Here is a 16,639-nt window from a genome sequence, read left to right on the forward strand (position 1 = left end):
AAAGCAGTGATACCGCATGGACCCTGCCCATTCGCTCGCTGACGCGCAGCCCACCCCCTTCTGGCTGGAGGATCCCGGCAGGCCGCGGGCGAACCCCGCGCTGGTCGGGGACGAGCACTGCGATCTGCTGGTCGTCGGCGGTGGCTACTCGGGACTGTGGACCGCCCTGATCGCCAAGGAGCGCGACCCCTCGCGCGAGGTGGTGCTGATCGAGGGCAATGAGGTCGGCTGGGCGGCCACCGGGCGCAACGGCGGCTTCTGCGCCGCCTCGTTGACCCACGGGATCGGCAACGGACTCGAGCGCTGGCCCGAGGAACTGGGCAAGCTGCAACAGCTCGGTGCCCACAACCTCGACGAGATCGAGGCGGCCGTCGCCCGCTACGGCATCGACTGCGACTTCGAGCGCACCGGCGAGATCGACGTGGCCACCGAGCCGTACCAGCTCGACGAACTGCACGAGCTGGCACAGCGGGCCGCAGGACTCGGCGTCCACCTCGAACTGCTCGACCGGGACGCGATGCGCGCCGAGGTCGACTCGCCGACCTTCGCCGGCGGACTGTGGGACCGCGACGGCGTCGCGATGCTGCACCCGGCGAAGCTCGCCTGGGGACTCAAGCGCGCCTGCGAGTCGCTGGGAGTACGCATCCACGAGCACACCCGGGCCACCGCCATGACCCCCAACGGCGGCGGCATGGCGGTGCGCACCGGCTACGGCCGGGTCTTCGCCCGCCGGGTGGCGCTCGGCTCCGGGGTGTTCCCGTCCCTGGTCAAGCGGCTGCGGTCGTACGTGGTGCCGGTGTACGACTACGCGATGGTCACCGAGCCGCTGAGCGAGGGCCAGTTGGCGTCGATCGGCTGGAAGCGGCGGCAGGGACTCGGCGACGGCGCCAACCAGTTCCACTACTTCCGGCTGACCGCCGACAACCGCATCCTGTGGGGCGGATACGACGCCATCTACAAGTTCGGCAAGCGGGTGGCCGCCGAACACGACCAGCGGCCGGAGACCTTCCGTAAACTCGCCGCCCAGTTCTTCACCTGCTTCCCGCAGTTGGAGGGCTTGCGGTTCACTCATACGTGGGGCGGTGCGATCGACACCTGCTCGCGTTTCTCCGCGTTCTACGGCACCGCGCACGGCGGCCGGGTCGGCTATGCGCTCGGCTACACCGGGCTCGGGGTGGGCGCCACCCGGTTCGGCGCGGAGGTGATGCTGGACCTGCTGGCGGGCGAGCGCACCGAGCGCACCGAGTTGGAGATGGTGCGCAGTCGGCCGCTGCCCTTTCCTCCAGAGCCCTTCGCCTGGGCGGGCATTGAGCTGACCCGCAGGTCTTTGGCGCGTGCGGACCGCAACGGCGGGCGGCGCAACCTGTGGCTGAAGGCCATGGACAAGGTCGGGCTCGGCTTCGACAGCTAGGCGCTGCGCTGGCGCCGCGGCGATGCGCCGTCGACCATCTGCAACACCGTTGCGGCTGGTCGCGCCCACGCGGCGGAGCCGCACATGAACCCAGCCCTACGCCCTTTCAGGGCGCCGCCGAACCCGCCGCGGCCGTCGAAGTCAAGACCTGCGAACCTGTGTCGGCCGGTTCGGGAAAATCCCCTCCCAACCCGCGTAATGCCGCGCCCGGTGCCCCCTCTCCTCCATGACGGGGGCATCCGGCCGCGGCCGGGGAATCGGAGGGATGAGATGGGCGGCGCGGCGAAGACCGCGGTGGAGTGGCTGGTGTCGGTGGCACCGGACCCGCGGACCTGCTGGTGGGAGTGGGAGCGCAACCCGCTCGGGGTGACGCTGCTGCCCGCCGGAAGGCTCTGGGACGTGCTGATCGTCAGTGGTCGGCTGGGCTGTCCGACGCTGGACGTGCTCACCCGGTGCGTCGACCGGCCGGGGCCGGTGCTCGGCGACTTCGAGGACCGCAGGACCGGCTTCTTCGTCCCGGCCGGTACGGCCGCCCGCTGGGTGGGCACCGGGGTACGCACGGCCGGGCGCGGCAGCTGGATCGTCGTGCCGTACCCGGGCCGGGCCAGCGGCGGGGTGCGCTGGCTGGTGCCGCCGGACGGGTCGGGCACCCTGAACGACCCGGTGCTGCTGGAGACGGCCATGCACGAGGCGATGGCCCGGATCGCGGCCGACGGACTGTAAAGCGGATCGCGGATGCGCCGACACACTGGTGCTTGTGGCGGCCGGGAGCCGCTCGCGACACTGGCAGCAGGCTCCGAGCGGCTCGATCGACACAACGGTCAACAGGAAGGTCTGCCGTGACCACCAAGCACATCACGCACTGGATCTCCGGACAGGAATGGACCGGAACCGCCGAACGACGGGGCGACGTGTACGACCCGGCCACCGGGCGGGTCACCGGCCAGGTGGACTTCGCGACCATCGCCGAGGTCGACCAGGCGGTCGGCGCGGCCGCCGCCGCGTTCCGCCAGTGGCGGCACACCTCGGTCGCCAAGCGCACCCAGGTGCTGTTCGCCTTCCGCGAGCTGCTGAACGCCGAACGCGACGAACTGGCCTCGATCATCGTCGCCGAGCACGGCAAGGTGCACTCGGACGCGCTCGGCGAGATCGCCCGCGGCCTGGAGGTCGTCGAATACGCCTGCGGCATCCCGCAGTTGCTCAAGGGCGGCTTCACCGAGCAGGCCTCCACCGGCATCGACGTCTACTCGATCCGCCAGCCGCTCGGCCCGGTCGCGATCATCTCGCCGTTCAACTTCCCGGCCATGGTGCCGATGTGGTTCTTCCCCATCGCCATCGCGGCCGGTAACACCGTGGTGCTCAAGCCGTCCGAGAAGGACCCGTCGGCCGCCACCTTCCTCGCCCGGCTGTGGCAGCGCGCCGGACTGCCGGACGGCGTCTTCAACGTGGTGCACGGCGACAAGGCCGCCGTCGACCGGCTGCTCGAACACCCCGACATCAAGGCGGTCTCCTTCGTCGGCTCCACCCCGATCGCCCGCTACGTGTACGAGACCGGCACCCGGTACGGCAAGCGGGTACAAGCCCTCGGCGGTGCCAAGAACCACATGCTGGTGCTGCCGGACGCCGACCTGGACCTGGCCGCCGACGCCGCCGTCAACGCCGGGTTCGGCGCCGCCGGTGAGCGCTGCATGGCGGTCTCCGTGCTGGTCGCCGTCGACCCGATCGGCGACGCACTGGTGGCGAAGATCAAGGAGCGGATGGCCACCCTCAAGGTCGGCCCCGGCTGCTCCCCCGACTCCGAGATGGGCCCGCTGGTCACCGGTGCCCACCGGGACAAGGTGGCCTCCTACCTGGACGCCGGAGTCGCCGACGGCGCCACGCTCTGCGTCGACGGCCGCAAGCACCCGATCTCCGGCGACGACACGGTCGACGGCTTCTGGCTCGGCCCGACCCTCTTCGACCACGTCAAGCCCGGCATGTCCGTCTACAACGACGAGATCTTCGGCCCGGTGCTCTCGGTGGTGCGGGTCCCCTCGTACGACGAGGGCCTGGAGCTGATCAACGCCAACCCGTACGGCAACGGCACCGCGCTGTTCACCAACGACGGCGGCGCCGCCCGGCGGTTCCAGCACGAGGTGGAGGTCGGCATGGTCGGCATCAACGTGCCGATCCCGGTGCCGGTCGCCTACTACTCCTTCGGCGGCTGGAAGAACAGCCTGTTCGGTGACACCCACGCCTACGGCCAGGAGGGCGTCCACTTCTTCACCCGCGGCAAGGCGGTCACCCAGCGCTGGCTGGACCCGTCGCACGGCGGGATCAACCTCGGGTTCCCCACCAACTCGTAAGGCGGGCGAGGCAGAGCAGCACCCCGCTCAGGCACCAACTGGCCGCCACGTCCAGCGGCCAGTGGTAGCCGCGCCACACCAGCGCGGCACCCACCGCGAGGTTCAGCAGCACGGCGGCGAGCACCAACAGCCGCCGTGCCGCCGCGCGTTGGAGCGGACCGGTGAGGAGCAGTACGGCCAGCCCGTACGCCATGGCCGCCGTCGCGGCGTGCCCGGACGGGAAGTACCCGGAGTGCGCCACGAGTTGGGCGGTGCCGGGAGCGGGGCGGGAGAGCAGATCCTTCACCGGTACGACCAGTGGCGCGGTCACCGCCATCGCCAGCGCGCCCACGGCGGACGGCAGCCACCAGCGCGGTACGCCCGCCCGGCGGTGCCGCCAGGCGGCGTATCCCAGGGCCACCACGAGCACCGGAACCGCGACGCCGATGTCGCCCAGATCGGCCACCAACTGGGCCGCGGGCCGCAGCGGTTGGTGGTGCGCGGCGGACCGCAACGCCGCCGCGTCGACCCGGACGTCCCACCGGTACAGCACGCCGTGCGCCGCGACCTGCCAGGTCAGCAGGGCGAACAGCATCGCGCACAGGCCGCTGGCGACAGCTGACCGCCCCGGAACAGGGGGGAGAGTTCCGGGGCGGTCGGGACGATCGCCGGACCGCTGGTCCCGGGGGGTTTGGGACGAGCGGCCGACCGATCGGCGAGGATTGCCGGAGCTTGCGGCACCGGCGGTTTCGTGCGCGAGGGCACTGCCGTATCGACGATGGGGAGTCGTCGACGGGATGTCGCCCGCGGTCTCCCGCGGCCGGGGTGGTTCTTTCATCTGGCACGACCGTACGTCACACAAGAGGCGGCAGTCAGTGGGGTCACCGTTCCCTACATCAGGCCCGCACAGGTTCTTCACCTGGGCGCACAACACCACTGGCCCGCCGCGTTCCGCGACGTGTCGTCGCTGATCAGAGGGTGCCGAACGCCCGCTCGATGATGTCCAGGCCCTCGGTCAGCAGGTCCTCGCCGATCACCAGCGGCGGCAGGAACCGCAGCACGTTGCCGTAGGTGCCACAGGTCAAGACCACCAGCCCCTCGGCGTGGCACGCCTTGGCGACGGCGGCGGTCGCCTCGGGGTTGGGGGTCTTCGCCCCGTTCCGGGTTCCGGACTTGACGAGTTCGATGGCGATCATCGCGCCGCGGCCGCGCACATCGCCGATGATGTCGAACTTCTCGGCCAGCGCGGTGAGTCGGCCCTTCATGACCTCCTCGATCCGCTTGGCCTTGGCGTTCAGGTCCAGCTCGCGCATCGTCTCGATCGAGCCGAGCGCCGCCGCGCACGCCACCGGGTTGCCGCCGTAGGTGCCGCCGAGGCCACCCGCGTGGGCCGCGTCCATGATCTCCGCGCGGCCGGTGACCGCGGCCAGCGGCAGCCCGCCCGCGATGCCCTTCGCCGTGGTGATGAGGTCCGGGACGACACCCTCGTCCTCGCAGGCGAACCACTGGCCGGTGCGGCAGAAGCCGGTCTGGATCTCGTCCGCCACGAAGACGATGCCGTTGTCCTTGGCGAACTGGGCGATCCGCGGCAGGAAGCCCTTGGCGGGCTCGATGAAGCCGCCCTCACCGGCGATCGGCTCGATCACGATCGCGGCCACGTTCTCCGCGCCCACCTGCTTGCTGATCTGGTCGATCGCCTGGGCGGCGGCCTGCTCGGCGCAGTTGTCCGCACCGGTCGGCCAGCGGAACGGGTAGGCCAGCGGCACCCGGTAGACCTCGGGCGCGAACGGGCCGAAACCGTGCTTGTACGGCATGTTCTTGGCGGTCAGCGCCATCGTGAGGTTGGTACGGCCGTGGTAGCCGTGGTCGAACACCACGACCGCCTGGCGCTTGGTGTAGGCGCGGGCGATCTTCACCGCGTTCTCCACAGCCTCGGCACCGGAGTTGAACAGCGCCGACTTCTTGGCGTGGTCGCCCGGGGTCAGCTCGGCGAGCCGCTCACAGACCTCCACATAGCCCTCGTAGGGCGTGACCATGAAACAGGTGTGGGTGAAGGCGGCCAACTGCTCGGTGGCGCGCCGCACCACGGCCTCGGCGCTGTTGCCCACCGAGGTGACCGCGATGCCGGAGCCGAAGTCGATCAGCGAGTTGCCGTCCACGTCCTCCAGCACACCGCCGCCCGCGCGGGTGACGAACACCGGCAGCGTCGTGCCCACGCCGTTCGCGACCGTCGCGGTCTTGCGGGCCAGCAGCTCCTGGGACTTCGGACCGGGAATCGAGGTGACGAGACGCCGCTCCTGGGGCAGGGCGGGGCCGCCGGACAGTTCGGTCATGGGGGCTAACTCCTTGCGATCACGGTCTTTTACCGCAGGCTAAGCCTCGGCGACCGGGCTCCGCATACGCCGTTCGGTAGCAGTCGCCCAGGCCTCTTCGACGCGACGGCCAGTCGGCCACTCGGCCTGGCGTACCGCCTCCACTACATTGAGCGACACCGGGAACAAGGTCGGCTGGTCAGGGCGAGGGACAGCGATTACATGGACATCGACGGCACGCACGGCTACCGCGAAACCGCCCCGGCGGTGCCCTCCGTTCCGCGACCGGCCACCCCACCGCCGATGCCGCAGGCGCCGCCCACCAACCCCGTCGAGACCTGGCTGCGCACCCCGCGGCACGCCGACGCCCCGGGCATCTACGCGTACGGGCACGTGCCCCGGCCCCCGGAGGAGCCGGAGCGGGTGGCCAATCGAAAGCTGGTCGGGGGGGCGATTTGGTCAGCACTGTGCGCTGCGCTGCTGTGGTCGCTCATTTGGAACGGCTACCTGCCGGTGGTCAGCGTGGTCCTGTGGGTTGTGCCGGACTCGTGGCCGTCCGGTGGTGGAAATCGGTACCTGGCAGGGCTGTTCAGCATTGCGCTGTTCGGGGCGATCGGTTTGGCCATCGTGTGGATCTTCGGGCGCCTTGGTCGATGGGGTGAAGTCCTCCGCCGCTTCGTCCTCACCCCCCTCACCCGCCCCCGCGCCCCCCAAACCGCAGCCGTGCCGGCGCCCGAGGTGGACCCCGCGGGGTGGCCGGAGTTGCGGGAGGCCGGGCAGCCCGCGGTGGCCGAGCGGCTGGCCGCCGAGACCCGCGAGGGACGGCTGAACGACGTGGACTACGTGCGGCTGCACCGTGCCTGGCGATCCGCGCGGGCCGACTCCGCACGGCTGAACGCCTACACCGACGCGGTGCTGCGGCACGGCGCCGCCGCCTGCGCGCACCCCTCCGGCGCCCGCGACCTGCCCGCCCGGGCCGCCCGGCACGACCTGCTCACCGCCCAGGTGCGGATCGGCACGGCGGTCGACGCGGAGCGCAACCCGTACCGCTACCGGGGTGTGGGCGTCGCGCTCGACCCGGCGCTGCTGGGCACCTCGCTGCTGGTCGTCGGGCCGCCCGGCTCTGGCAAGACGCACCGGGTGGCGCGGCCGGTGGTCGAGTCGCTGTGCCTGCAGGCACTGGCGGGGACCGCGGCCGTGGTGGCCGTCGGTGCGGCGGGATCCGACCTGGGACCGGCCGACGCGTTCGACGTGGTCATCGCGATCGGTGACCCGGCGTCCGCCTACGACCTCGACCTGTACGGCGGCACCACCGACCCCGACGAGGCGGCGGGCATCCTCGCCGCCGCGCTGCTGGACGGCTTCGAGGGCCCGGAGGCCGACCCCCGCCGCGCGGCCACCGCGCTCGGGCAGCTCCTCGGCCCGTACCGCGCCGCCCACCGCCGGTTCCCCTCCGTGCCCGAGCTGCGTGAGCTGCTGGACGGCAACGCCGCGGCGCTGGCCGGACTGCGCGAGGTGCTGGACGAGTCCGGTGAGCACGCCTGGGTGAGGGAACTCGCCGCCAGGGAACGGCAGTCGGGCCGCCCCGGCGACATCGGCGCCCTGCTCGCCGACCGGGTGGCGCTGCTGGACCGGCCCGCCTTCGCCGGGTTCTTCGACGTCACCGGTCGCACCCGGCCGTTCGCGCTGAACTCGCTGGAGCACCCGCTGCGGGTGCGCGTCGACCTGCCGGAGCGCGGGCACGCCGAGGCGTCCCGGATGCTCACCCGGCTGCTGCTCGCGCAGTTCACCGCCGCCGCCACCGCCCGTACCGACCGTTCGCTGTTCGCCTGCCTGGTGCTGGACGACGCCGCGCACACCGTCACCACCGAGGCGGTGCGCGGGCTGCAGCGGCTGCGCTCGGCACACGCGGGCGCCGTGCTGGCCCTGCGCGGTCTTGACGACGTGCCGGAGGCGCTGCGCTCGGCGCTGCTGGGCGCGGCCGGGTGCAAGGTCGCGCTGTCCGGGCTGAACACCTGGGACGGCAAGCGGTTCGCCGAGGCCTGGGGCACCACCTGGGTCGAGGAGAGCGATGTGACCCGCACCCCGGACTTCTCCGGCGGGATCATCAAGCGCACGCTGCGCGGCGTCCGGCGGTTGTTCACCGGAGAGGCGGCGACCACCGAGTCGGTCACCGTGCGGCGGGTGGAGCGGGAGCGCTGGTCCGCCTCCGACCTGGCCAACCACGTCCCGCCCGGCCACGCGGTCGCCTCGCTGACCTCGGTCGGGGGTGACAGCTCGCCGCCGGTACTGGTCGATCTGTGGGGATGAGGCAACGCTGACGGGTGAGGCAGAATCGGTAACGCCATGCCACCCACCCTCGCCTCCCTCGTGCGCGCCTCCGCGCTCAAGCTGACCGTCCTGGCCGGAGGCGACCGGTTGGACGCCCCCGTGCGCTGGGTGCATACCAGTGAACTGGACGACCCCACCCCGTACCTGGAGGGCGGCGAACTGCTGCTCACCACCGGGCTGAAGCTCGGCACCGACGCCGAGGCGCTGCGCGCGTACGTGTACCGGCTGGCCGACGCCGGGGTGGTAGGCCTGGGCTTCGGCGTGGGGCTCGGGCATGACGCGGTGCCGGAGGCGCTGGTCAGCGCCGCGGAGCAGCGTGGGCTGCCGCTGCTGCGGGTGCCCCGCCCGACTCCGTTCATCGCGATCAGCAAGGCGGTCTCGGCGGCCATCGCGGCCGAGCAGTACAAGGCGGTCACCGCCAGCCTGGAGGCGCAGCGCGAGCTGACCCGGGCCGCCCTCGCCCCGGACGGCACCGGCGCGCTGCTGTCCCGGCTGGCCGCGCACCTCGACGGCTGGGCGGCGCTGTACGACGCGTCCGGCGCGGTGGTCGCCGCCTCGCCGGACTGGGCCGGGCGGCGCGCGGCCCGGCTGGGCGGCGAGATCGAGCGGCTGCGGGCCCGGCCCGCCCCGGCCAGTGCCGCGGTGGCGGGTCCCGGCGGTACGGACGACCGGGTGGAGATCCAGTCGCTGGGCACCGGGCGGCGCCCGCGCGGCTTCCTGGCGGTGGGCACCGCGGAGCGGCTGGAGACCTCGGACCGCTATGTGGTGCAGGCGGCGGTCGCGCTGCTCACCCTGTCCCTGGAGCAGTCCGGCAGCCTGCAGGACGCCGAGCGGCGGTTCGGCGCGGCGCTGCTGCGGATGCTGCTGGCGGGCGAGTCCGGCCACGCCCGTACCGTGGCGGGCCGCCGCTACGGCACGCTGCTGGAGCGGCCGGTGCGGGTGCTCGTCGTACAGCCCGCGCCGCGGCAGGACCGGGCCGAGCGGGACGATCCGCAGGCCGCCCTGGCGCTGCTGGCCGACCAGGTGGAGGCGGCCGCCGCCAGGGCGGCCGAGCCGCTGCTGGCCGAACTGGACGGGCCACGGCTGACCGTGCTGGCCGCCGACGGGGGAGCGGTGCTGGCGGCCTGCGCCGAACTCGTCGGCGCCGCCGAGGAGTTGGCCGCCGGGCTCTCGGCGGCGGCGTCGGCGGACGCGGTGCCCGCCGCGGGAGGCCAGGCCGAGCGGGCGCTGGCCGTGGCGCGGCGCAGGGGGCGGGCACTGGTGGAGCACGGCGAGGTCGGTGCCGGATCGATTCTTCCGCTGCTGGGCGACGAGGCGGTCAGGGCGTTCGCCGAGGGGCTGCTGCGCCCGCTGCACGACCACGACGCCACCTCACGCGGCGACCTGGTCCGCTCGCTGCGGGCCTGGCTGTCCCGGCACGGCCAGTGGGACGCCGCGGCCGCCGACCTCGGGGTGCACCGGCACACACTGCGCTACCGGATGCGCCGGGTCGAGGAGATCCTGGGCCGCTCCCTGGACGACCCGGACGTCCGCATGGAGCTGTGGCTCGCCCTGAAGTCCGACGGCTAAGCAGGTCGGGCGAAGTCGGCCGCGGTTCGGTGGCGCCCCGAAGGGGCGCGGGACTGGGTTCATGTGCGGCTCCGCCGCGTGGGCGCGACCAGCCACGATGGTGGTGCAGCCGATCGACGGCACCTCGCGGCACTCCCAGCGAAGCGCCTAGCCGCCCCCGTTGTGGGCAGGGCACACCCCACCCCCGGACCCGCTCCCGAAAGACCATCCCGTACGCCAATTCGGCGCACCCGCGCCGAACCGCACTCCCACACGGACAACCCCGATCCGCCCCACCCGGCCCTACCGTGTTCGCATGACCACCCCCACTGCCACCCCGTTCTGGATCGCCGGGCGCCAGGCCACCGGCGAGGACACCTTCGATGTCACCCACCCCTGGGACGGCGCCGTCGTCGGCACGGTGAGCGTCCCCACCGACGCCCAGGTGGAAGCGGCGATCGCGGCCGCCGAGTCGGTGGCCGCCGACTTCGCGGCCACCCCCGCCCATGTCCGCAGCGCGGCGCTGGACCATGTCGCCAAGCGGCTCGCCGAGCGGGCCGAGGAGATCGCCCGGCTGATCACCGCCGAGAACGGCAAGCCGATCAAGTGGGCGCGCGGCGAGGTCGGCCGCGCGGTCTCGGTCTTCCGCTGGGCCGCCGAGGAGGCCCGCCGCTTCAACAGCGGTGAGGCGCAGCGGCTGGACACCGACGCCGGTGGCGTCGGACGGCTGGCGCTGACCCGGCGCTTCCCACGCGGCACGGTGCTGGGCATCGCGCCGTTCAACTTCCCGCTGAACCTGGTGGCGCACAAGGTCGCCCCGGCCATCGCGGTCGGCGCGCCGATCATCGTCAAACCCGCCCCGGCCACCCCGCTGTCCGCGCTGCTGCTGGGCGAACTGCTCGCGGAGACCGAGCTTCCGGCCGGTTCGTGGAGCGTGCTGCCGGTGGCCAACGACCGGATGCCAGCGCTGGTCCAGGACGAGCGGCTGCCGGTGATCTCGTTCACCGGTTCGGACACGGTCGGCTTCCAGATCCAGCAGTCGGTGCCGCACAAGCACGTCACCCTGGAACTCGGCGGCAACGCGGCGGCCGTGGTGCTGGCCGACTACTCCTCGGACGCCGACCTGGAGTGGGCGGCCACCCGGATCGCCACGTTCGCCAACTACCAGGCGGGCCAGTCGTGCATCTCGGTGCAGCGGGTGATCGCCGACGCCGCCGTCTACGACCGGCTGGTGGAGAAGGTCGTCGCCAAGGTCGAGGCCCAGGTCACCGGCGACCCGTCGGACGACGCCACCGATGTCGGGCCGCTGGTCAGCGAGGACGCCGCCCGGCGGGTGGAGTCCTGGGTGGCGGACGCCATCGCCAAGGGCGCCAAGCTGGTCACCGGCGGGGTGCGGGAGGGCGCCTCGTACGCCCCGACCGTGCTCGCGGACCTGCCCGCGGACGCCATCCTGGCCACCGCCGAGGTGTTCGGCCCGGTGCTCAGCCTGCACAAGGTGGACGGCACCGACGAGGCGTTCGCCGCGGTGAACGACTCCAAGTTCGGCCTGCAGGCAGGGGTGTTCACGCACGACGTGCGGACCGCGTTCCGGGCCCACCGCGAGTTGGAGGTCGGCGGCGTGATCATCGGCGACGCGCCCTCGTACCGGGCCGACCAGATGCCGTACGGCGGGGTCAAGGCGTCCGGTACCGGCCGGGAGGGCGTCGCCTACGCGATGGCCGACTACACCTACGAGCGCGTTCTGGTCCTGACCGGACTGGACCTGTAGACCAACTCCCCCACGGCGGAGGGCGCCCTGTGCGGGGGCGCCCTCCGCCCTTTTTCAGCGCGCCCCTCGTTGAGTGCCCCCTTCTCGGGTTCGTCCGGGAACCGTCGCCCGGGTTGTGCGCGGGGGCTGGTGCTGTTCCCATTAAGTGGGTAGATACGCATCAGTAGCAACCGGTCGGTAACCGACCGTGACCGCACTCATCGATTTGCGGCGAGGTGAGCCCTCATGACCGCACCATCCGCCCCACGCCAAGTCTCCGAGCGCGAAGCCCGGCAGGTCGCCGAGGCCGCCCGGGAGCAGGACTGGCGCAAGCCGAGCTTCGCCAAGGAGCTGTTCCTCGGCCGGTTCCGACTCGACCTCATCCACCCGCATCCCACCGGCAGCGCGGAGGACGTCGAGCGAGGGGAGGAGTTCCTGGCCAAGCTCAAGGACTTCCTGGAGACGAAGGTCGACGGCGCCCGCATCGAGCGCGAGGCGCGGATCCCCGACGAGGTCATCGACGGACTCAAGCAGCTCGGCGCCCTCGGCATGAAGATCGACGTGGCCTATGGCGGCCTCGGCCTCAGCCAGGTGTACTACAACAAGGCGCTCGCGCTCACCGGCACCGCCAGCCCGGCGATAGGGGCGCTGCTGTCCGCGCACCAGTCCATCGGCGTACCGCAGCCGCTGAAGCTGTTCGGCACCAAGGAGCAGAAGGACGCCTTCCTGCCGCGCTGCGCCCGTACCGACATCTCCGCGTTCCTGCTGACCGAACCGGACGTCGGCTCCGACCCGGCCCGACTGGCGACCAGCGCGGTGCCGGACGGTGACGACTACGTGCTGGACGGCGTCAAGCTGTGGACCACCAACGGGGTGGTCGCCGACCTGCTGGTGGTGATGGCCCGGGTGCCGAAGTCGGAGGGGCACAACGGCGGCATCACGGCCTTCGTGGTCGAGGCGGACAGCCCCGGTATCACCGTGGAGAACCGCAACGCGTTCATGGGCCTGCGCGGCATCGAGAACGGCGTCACCCGCTTCCACCAGGTGCGGGTGCCCGCCGCCAACCGCATCGGCCCCGAGGGCGCGGGTCTGAAGATCGCGCTGACCACGCTCAACACCGGACGGCTGTCGCTGCCCGCCGCCTGCGCGGGCGCGGGCAAGTGGTGCCTGAAGATCGCCCGTGAGTGGTCCCAGGCCCGGGTGCAGTGGGGCAAGTCGATCGCCGAGCACGAGGCGGTCGGCTCGAAGATGGCGTTCATCGCGGCGACCAGCTTCGCCCTGGAGGCGGTGCTCGACCTGTCCAGCCAGATGGCCGACGAGGACCGCAACGACATCCGCATCGAGGCCGCGCTGGCCAAGCTCTACGGCAGCGAGATGGCCTGGCGGATGGCCGACGAGCTGGTGCAGATCCGCGGTGGCCGCGGCTTCGAGACCGCCGAGTCGCTCGCCGCCCGGGGGGAGCGGGCGGTGCCCGCCGAGCAGGTGCTGCGCGACCTGCGGATCAACCGGATCTTCGAGGGCTCGACGGAGATCATGCACCTGCTCATCGCCCGCGAGGCGGTGGACGCCCATCTGTCGGTGGCGGGCGATCTGATCGATCCGGACAAGTCCCTGTCGCAGAAGGCGAAAGCCGGGGCGAAGGCGGGCGGCTTCTACGCCCGCTGGCTGCCCAGGCTGGTCGCCGGGCCCGGCCAACTCCCGGCGTCCTACGGGCAGTTCCATCCATCCGGCCACACCGACCTGGCGGCGCATCTGCGCTACGTCGAGCGCTCGGCTCGCCGGTTGGCCCGGTCCACCTTCTACGGGATGTCCCGCTGGCAGGGCCGGATGGAGACCAAACAGGGCTTCCTGGGACGGGTGGTCGACATCGGCGCGGAGCTGTTCGCCATGAGCGCGGCATGCGTACGGGCCGAGATGCTCAGGGCGCACGGCGAGCACGGCACGGAGGCGTACCAACTCGCCGACGTCTTCTGCCGCCAGGCCCGGATCCGGATCGAGGAGCACTTCAACCGGCTGTGGACCAACACCGACACCATCGACCGCCGACTGGTCAAGGGCATCATGAGCGGCGCCTACACCTGGCTGGAGGACGGCATCGTGGACCCGTCGGACGACGGCCCGTGGATCGCGGACGCCACCCCCGGCCCGTCCACCAAGGACAACGTGCACCGGCCGATCCGCTGAGCGGCACACCCCCGACCAGCGCGCCGCCCCGCCGCATCCCCTGTCGGAACCGTCAGGGGATGCGGCCACAATGGGGGGCATGACCGAGAGTCCCGCACCCCTCGCCGATCCGCACCTGATCTACCAACCGGACACCGGCGGCCCCGGCGCCCCGCGCGATGTCGTCATCCTCGGGTCGACCGGATCGGTCGGCACCCAGGCGATCGACGTGGTGCTGCGCAACCCGGACCGCTTCCGGGTGGTCGCCCTGTCCGCCGCGGGCGGCCGGGTCCGGCTGCTCGCCGAGCAGGCGCACACCCTGCGGGTCCGCGCGGTGGCGGTGGCCGACGAGGCGGCGGTGCCCGCGCTGCGCGAGGCGCTGTCCGCGGTCTACCCGGCGGGGGAGGCCCAGCCGGAGATCCTCGCCGGGCCTGACGCGGCCTGCGAGGCGGCGCGGATGGAGTGCCACTCGGTGCTCAACGGCATCACCGGGTCCATCGGTCTGGCGCCGACGCTGGCCGCCCTGGAGGCGGGCCGGGTGCTGGTGCTGGCCAACAAGGAGTCGCTGATCGTCGGCGGGCCGCTGGTGAAGGCGCTGGCGAAGCCCGGGCAGATCGTGCCGGTGGACTCCGAGCACTCGGCGCTGTTCCAGGCGCTGATGGGCGGCACCCGGCGCGAGGTGCGCAAGCTGGTCGTCACCGCCTCCGGCGGCCCGTTCCGCGGCCGGACCAGGGCGGAGCTGGCCGGTGTCACCCCGGACGACGCGCTGGCGCACCCCACCTGGGACATGGGGCCGGTCATCACCATCAACTCGGCGACCCTGGTGAACAAGGGCCTGGAGGTCATCGAGGCGCATCTGCTGTACGACATCCCGTTCGACCGGATCGAGGTCGTGGTCCATCCGCAGTCGTACATCCACTCGATGGTGGAGTTCACCGACGGCTCAACCCTGGCCCAGGCGAGCCCCCCGGACATGCGGATGCCCATCGCGCTGGGGCTGGGCTGGCCGCACCGGGTTGCGGACGCCGCGCCCGCGTTCGACTGGTCCAAGGCGATGAACTGGGAGTTCTCGCCGCTGGACGACGAGGCGTTCCCTTCGGTGGCGCTGGCCCGTCGAGTGGGTAGCCTCGGGGGCACCGCACCCGCGGTGTTCAACGCGGCCAACGAGGAGTGCGTTGACGCCTTCCTCGCCGGGCGGCTGGCGTTCACCGGGATCGTGGACACCGTCGCCGAGGTCGTCGAGGAGCACGGCACGCCCGCCTCGGGAACTTCCCTCACCGTGGCGGACGTCCTGGGGGCGGAGGCGTGGGCACGGGCCCGCGCCCGTGAACTGGCGGCGAAGGCGACAGCGGAGGCCCGTGTATGACGACAGCGATGACGGTCCTCGGCGTAGTCGTGTTCGCCGTCGGCCTGCTGATCTCCATCGCCTGGCACGAACTGGGCCATCTGACCACGGCGAAGATGTTCGGCATCCGGGTGCCGCAGTACATGGTGGGCTTCGGCCCGACGATCTTCTCCCGCAAGAAGGGCGAGACCGAGTACGGGATCAAGGCGGTCCCGCTGGGCGGCTACATCCGCATGATCGGGATGTTTCCGCCCGGTGAGGACGGAAGGATCGTGGCCCGGTCCAGTTCGCCGTGGCGAGGGATGATCGAGGACGCGCGCTCGGCGGCCTTCGAGGAACTGCAACCCGGCGACGAGACCCGGCTGTTCTACACGCGCAAGCCGTGGAAGCGCGTGATCGTGATGTTCGCCGGTCCGTTCATGAACCTCATCCTCGCGGTGGCACTGTTCCTCGGCGTGCTGATGGGTTTCGGCATCAACTCCCAGACCACGACGGTCAGTACGGTGCAGGACTGTGTGATCACGCAGTCCGCCGCCAGCAAGGGCAAGACCACCTGTGCGTCCGGTGACCCGGCCTCCCCGGCGAAGAAGGCCGGGCTGAAGGCGGGCGACCGGATCACCGCCTTCAACGGCCAGCCGATCAAGGACTGGGCCGCGCTGCAGGGCGACATCCGCAGGACCACCGGCCCGGCCGTGATCATGGTGCAGCGCGGCGGGCAGAGCCTGGAACTCCACGCCGACCTGATAAAGAACCAGGTGGCCAAGACCGACGGGCACGGCGGCTACGTCGACGGCCAGTACGTGACGGCCGGATTCCTCGGCTTCACCCCGGCCCAGGGCATCGTCAAGCAGTCCTTCGGTGACTCGGTGAGCCGGATGGGCGACATGGTGACCACCGCCACCCGGTCGCTGGTGGACCTGCCCGAGCGGGTCCCCGCCCTGTGGCGGGCCGCCTTCGAGGGCGCGCCGCGCCAGCCAGACTCGCCCATGGGTGTGGTCGGCGCGGCTCGGGTCGGCGGCGATGTGTTCTCGCTGAAGATCCCGCCGGAGCAGCGGGTGGCGACCATGCTGATGCTGGTGGCCGGGTTCAACCTGTCGCTGTTCCTGTTCAACATGCTTCCGCTGCTGCCGCTGGACGGCGGCCACATCGCGGGGGCGCTGTGGGAGGCGCTGAAGCGGAACCTGGCCAAGGTGTTCCGCCGCCCGGACCCGGGTCCGTTCGACGTGGCGAAGATGATGCCGGTGGCCTATGTGGTGGCCGGTCTCTTCCTGTCATTCACCGTGCTGGTCCTGATCGCGGATGTTGTCAATCCGGTCAAGATCACCTGATTTCGATCAAACGCTAACGAGGTACGAACCGGCCGGGCATGATGAGTGTCCGGCCGGTGCCATGTTCGCGCGCGGTCCTGGCGGATGTGCCCGGCGTCTACGCCGTGCCGTAATCTCGGAAGCCGAAGCC

The 16,639-nt window shown here is 71.9% G+C and carries 11 protein-coding genes; 9 read left to right on the top strand and 2 right to left on the bottom strand.

Annotation, left to right across the window (positions count from 1 at the left end):
• Window positions 1–16 precede the first annotated feature (16 nt).
• The 3 genes from NON19_RS16900 to NON19_RS16910 all read left to right on the top strand — a co-directional run bounded on the left by NON19_RS16900 (window position 17) and on the right by NON19_RS16910 (window position 3,756).
• Window positions 17–1,411 (top strand): NAD(P)/FAD-dependent oxidoreductase, encoded by a 1,395-nt coding sequence (locus tag NON19_RS16900; RefSeq protein ID WP_255928940.1) that lies wholly within the window; start codon window positions 17–19, stop codon window positions 1,409–1,411.
• A gap of 270 nt (window positions 1,412–1,681) precedes the next feature.
• Window positions 1,682–2,134: a hypothetical protein gene (locus NON19_RS16905; protein WP_255928942.1), complete on the top strand. Its 453-nt coding sequence runs from the start codon at window positions 1,682–1,684 to the stop codon at window positions 2,132–2,134.
• Window positions 2,135–2,250: 116 nt separating this feature from the next.
• Complete coding sequence (locus NON19_RS16910; protein ID WP_255928944.1) at window positions 2,251–3,756, top strand: CoA-acylating methylmalonate-semialdehyde dehydrogenase; 1,506 nt, start codon at window positions 2,251–2,253, stop codon at window positions 3,754–3,756.
• Here the strand turns inward: NON19_RS16910 and NON19_RS16915 are convergent.
• Complete coding sequence (locus NON19_RS16915) at window positions 3,728–4,330, bottom strand: phosphatase PAP2 family protein (RefSeq protein ID WP_255928946.1); 603 nt, start codon at window positions 4,328–4,330, stop codon at window positions 3,728–3,730. The two genes, NON19_RS16910 and NON19_RS16915, sit on opposite strands and share 29 nt — an antisense overlap.
• A 376-nt stretch (window positions 4,331–4,706) precedes the next feature.
• Window positions 4,707–6,068 carry a 4-aminobutyrate--2-oxoglutarate transaminase gene (gene gabT / locus NON19_RS16920; RefSeq protein ID WP_255928948.1) on the bottom strand — a complete coding sequence of 454 codons (1,362 nt, stop codon included), beginning with the start codon at window positions 6,066–6,068 and terminating at the stop codon, window positions 4,707–4,709.
• 201 nt (window positions 6,069–6,269) lie between these two features.
• On the opposite strand from gabT, the gene NON19_RS16925 reads away from it, so the two are divergent.
• The 6 genes from NON19_RS16925 (at window position 6,270) to NON19_RS16950 (ending at window position 16,509) form a co-directional block, all read left to right on the top strand.
• Window positions 6,270–8,357 carry a type IV secretory system conjugative DNA transfer family protein gene (locus tag NON19_RS16925; protein ID WP_255928950.1) on the top strand — a complete coding sequence of 696 codons (2,088 nt, stop codon included), beginning with the start codon at window positions 6,270–6,272 and terminating at the stop codon, window positions 8,355–8,357.
• A gap of 36 nt (window positions 8,358–8,393) precedes the next feature.
• On the top strand, window positions 8,394–9,947 hold the full coding sequence (locus NON19_RS16930; RefSeq protein WP_255928952.1) for a PucR family transcriptional regulator: 1,554 nt from the start codon (window positions 8,394–8,396) through the stop codon (window positions 9,945–9,947).
• A 295-nt stretch (window positions 9,948–10,242) separates the two neighbouring features.
• On the top strand, window positions 10,243–11,694 hold the full coding sequence (locus tag NON19_RS16935; protein WP_255928954.1) for an aldehyde dehydrogenase family protein: 1,452 nt from the start codon (window positions 10,243–10,245) through the stop codon (window positions 11,692–11,694).
• A 225-nt stretch (window positions 11,695–11,919) separates the two neighbouring features.
• The gene (locus NON19_RS16940; RefSeq protein WP_255928956.1) at window positions 11,920–13,857 is read left to right on the top strand and encodes an acyl-CoA dehydrogenase family protein; all 1,938 of its coding nucleotides are present in this window, start codon (window positions 11,920–11,922) and stop codon (window positions 13,855–13,857) included.
• A gap of 79 nt (window positions 13,858–13,936) precedes the next feature.
• On the top strand, window positions 13,937–15,202 hold the full coding sequence (dxr, locus tag NON19_RS16945; protein WP_255928958.1) for a 1-deoxy-D-xylulose-5-phosphate reductoisomerase: 1,266 nt from the start codon (window positions 13,937–13,939) through the stop codon (window positions 15,200–15,202).
• Window positions 15,199–16,509: a M50 family metallopeptidase gene (locus tag NON19_RS16950; protein WP_255928960.1), complete on the top strand. Its 1,311-nt coding sequence runs from the start codon at window positions 15,199–15,201 to the stop codon at window positions 16,507–16,509. Before dxr ends, NON19_RS16950 begins: the two co-directional genes overlap by 4 nt.
• The last annotated feature ends 130 nt before the right edge of the window (window positions 16,510–16,639 follow it).

It is taken from the genome of Streptantibioticus rubrisoli (assembly GCF_024436055.1).
GTDB classification, from domain to species: domain Bacteria; phylum Actinomycetota; class Actinomycetes; order Streptomycetales; family Streptomycetaceae; genus Streptantibioticus_A; species Streptantibioticus_A rubrisoli.

Excerpts from the sequence above, each read along its gene's own strand:
- NON19_RS16900 (WP_255928940.1), top strand. The coding sequence starts at position 17 with ATGGACCCTGCCCATTCGCTCGCTGACGCGCAGCCCACCCCCTTCTGG.
- NON19_RS16905 (WP_255928942.1), top strand. The coding sequence starts at position 1,682 with ATGGGCGGCGCGGCGAAGACCGCGGTGGAGTGGCTGGTGTCGGTGGCA.
- NON19_RS16915 (WP_255928946.1), bottom strand. The coding sequence starts at position 4,330 with ATGCTGTTCGCCCTGCTGACCTGGCAGGTCGCGGCGCACGGCGTGCTG.
- gabT (WP_255928948.1), bottom strand. The coding sequence starts at position 6,068 with ATGACCGAACTGTCCGGCGGCCCCGCCCTGCCCCAGGAGCGGCGTCTC.
- NON19_RS16925 (WP_255928950.1), top strand. The coding sequence starts at position 6,270 with ATGGACATCGACGGCACGCACGGCTACCGCGAAACCGCCCCGGCGGTG.
- NON19_RS16930 (WP_255928952.1), top strand. The coding sequence starts at position 8,394 with ATGCCACCCACCCTCGCCTCCCTCGTGCGCGCCTCCGCGCTCAAGCTG.
- NON19_RS16935 (WP_255928954.1), top strand. The coding sequence starts at position 10,243 with ATGACCACCCCCACTGCCACCCCGTTCTGGATCGCCGGGCGCCAGGCC.
- NON19_RS16940 (WP_255928956.1), top strand. The coding sequence starts at position 11,920 with ATGACCGCACCATCCGCCCCACGCCAAGTCTCCGAGCGCGAAGCCCGG.
- dxr (WP_255928958.1), top strand. The coding sequence starts at position 13,937 with ATGACCGAGAGTCCCGCACCCCTCGCCGATCCGCACCTGATCTACCAA.
- NON19_RS16950 (WP_255928960.1), top strand. The coding sequence starts at position 15,199 with ATGACGACAGCGATGACGGTCCTCGGCGTAGTCGTGTTCGCCGTCGGC.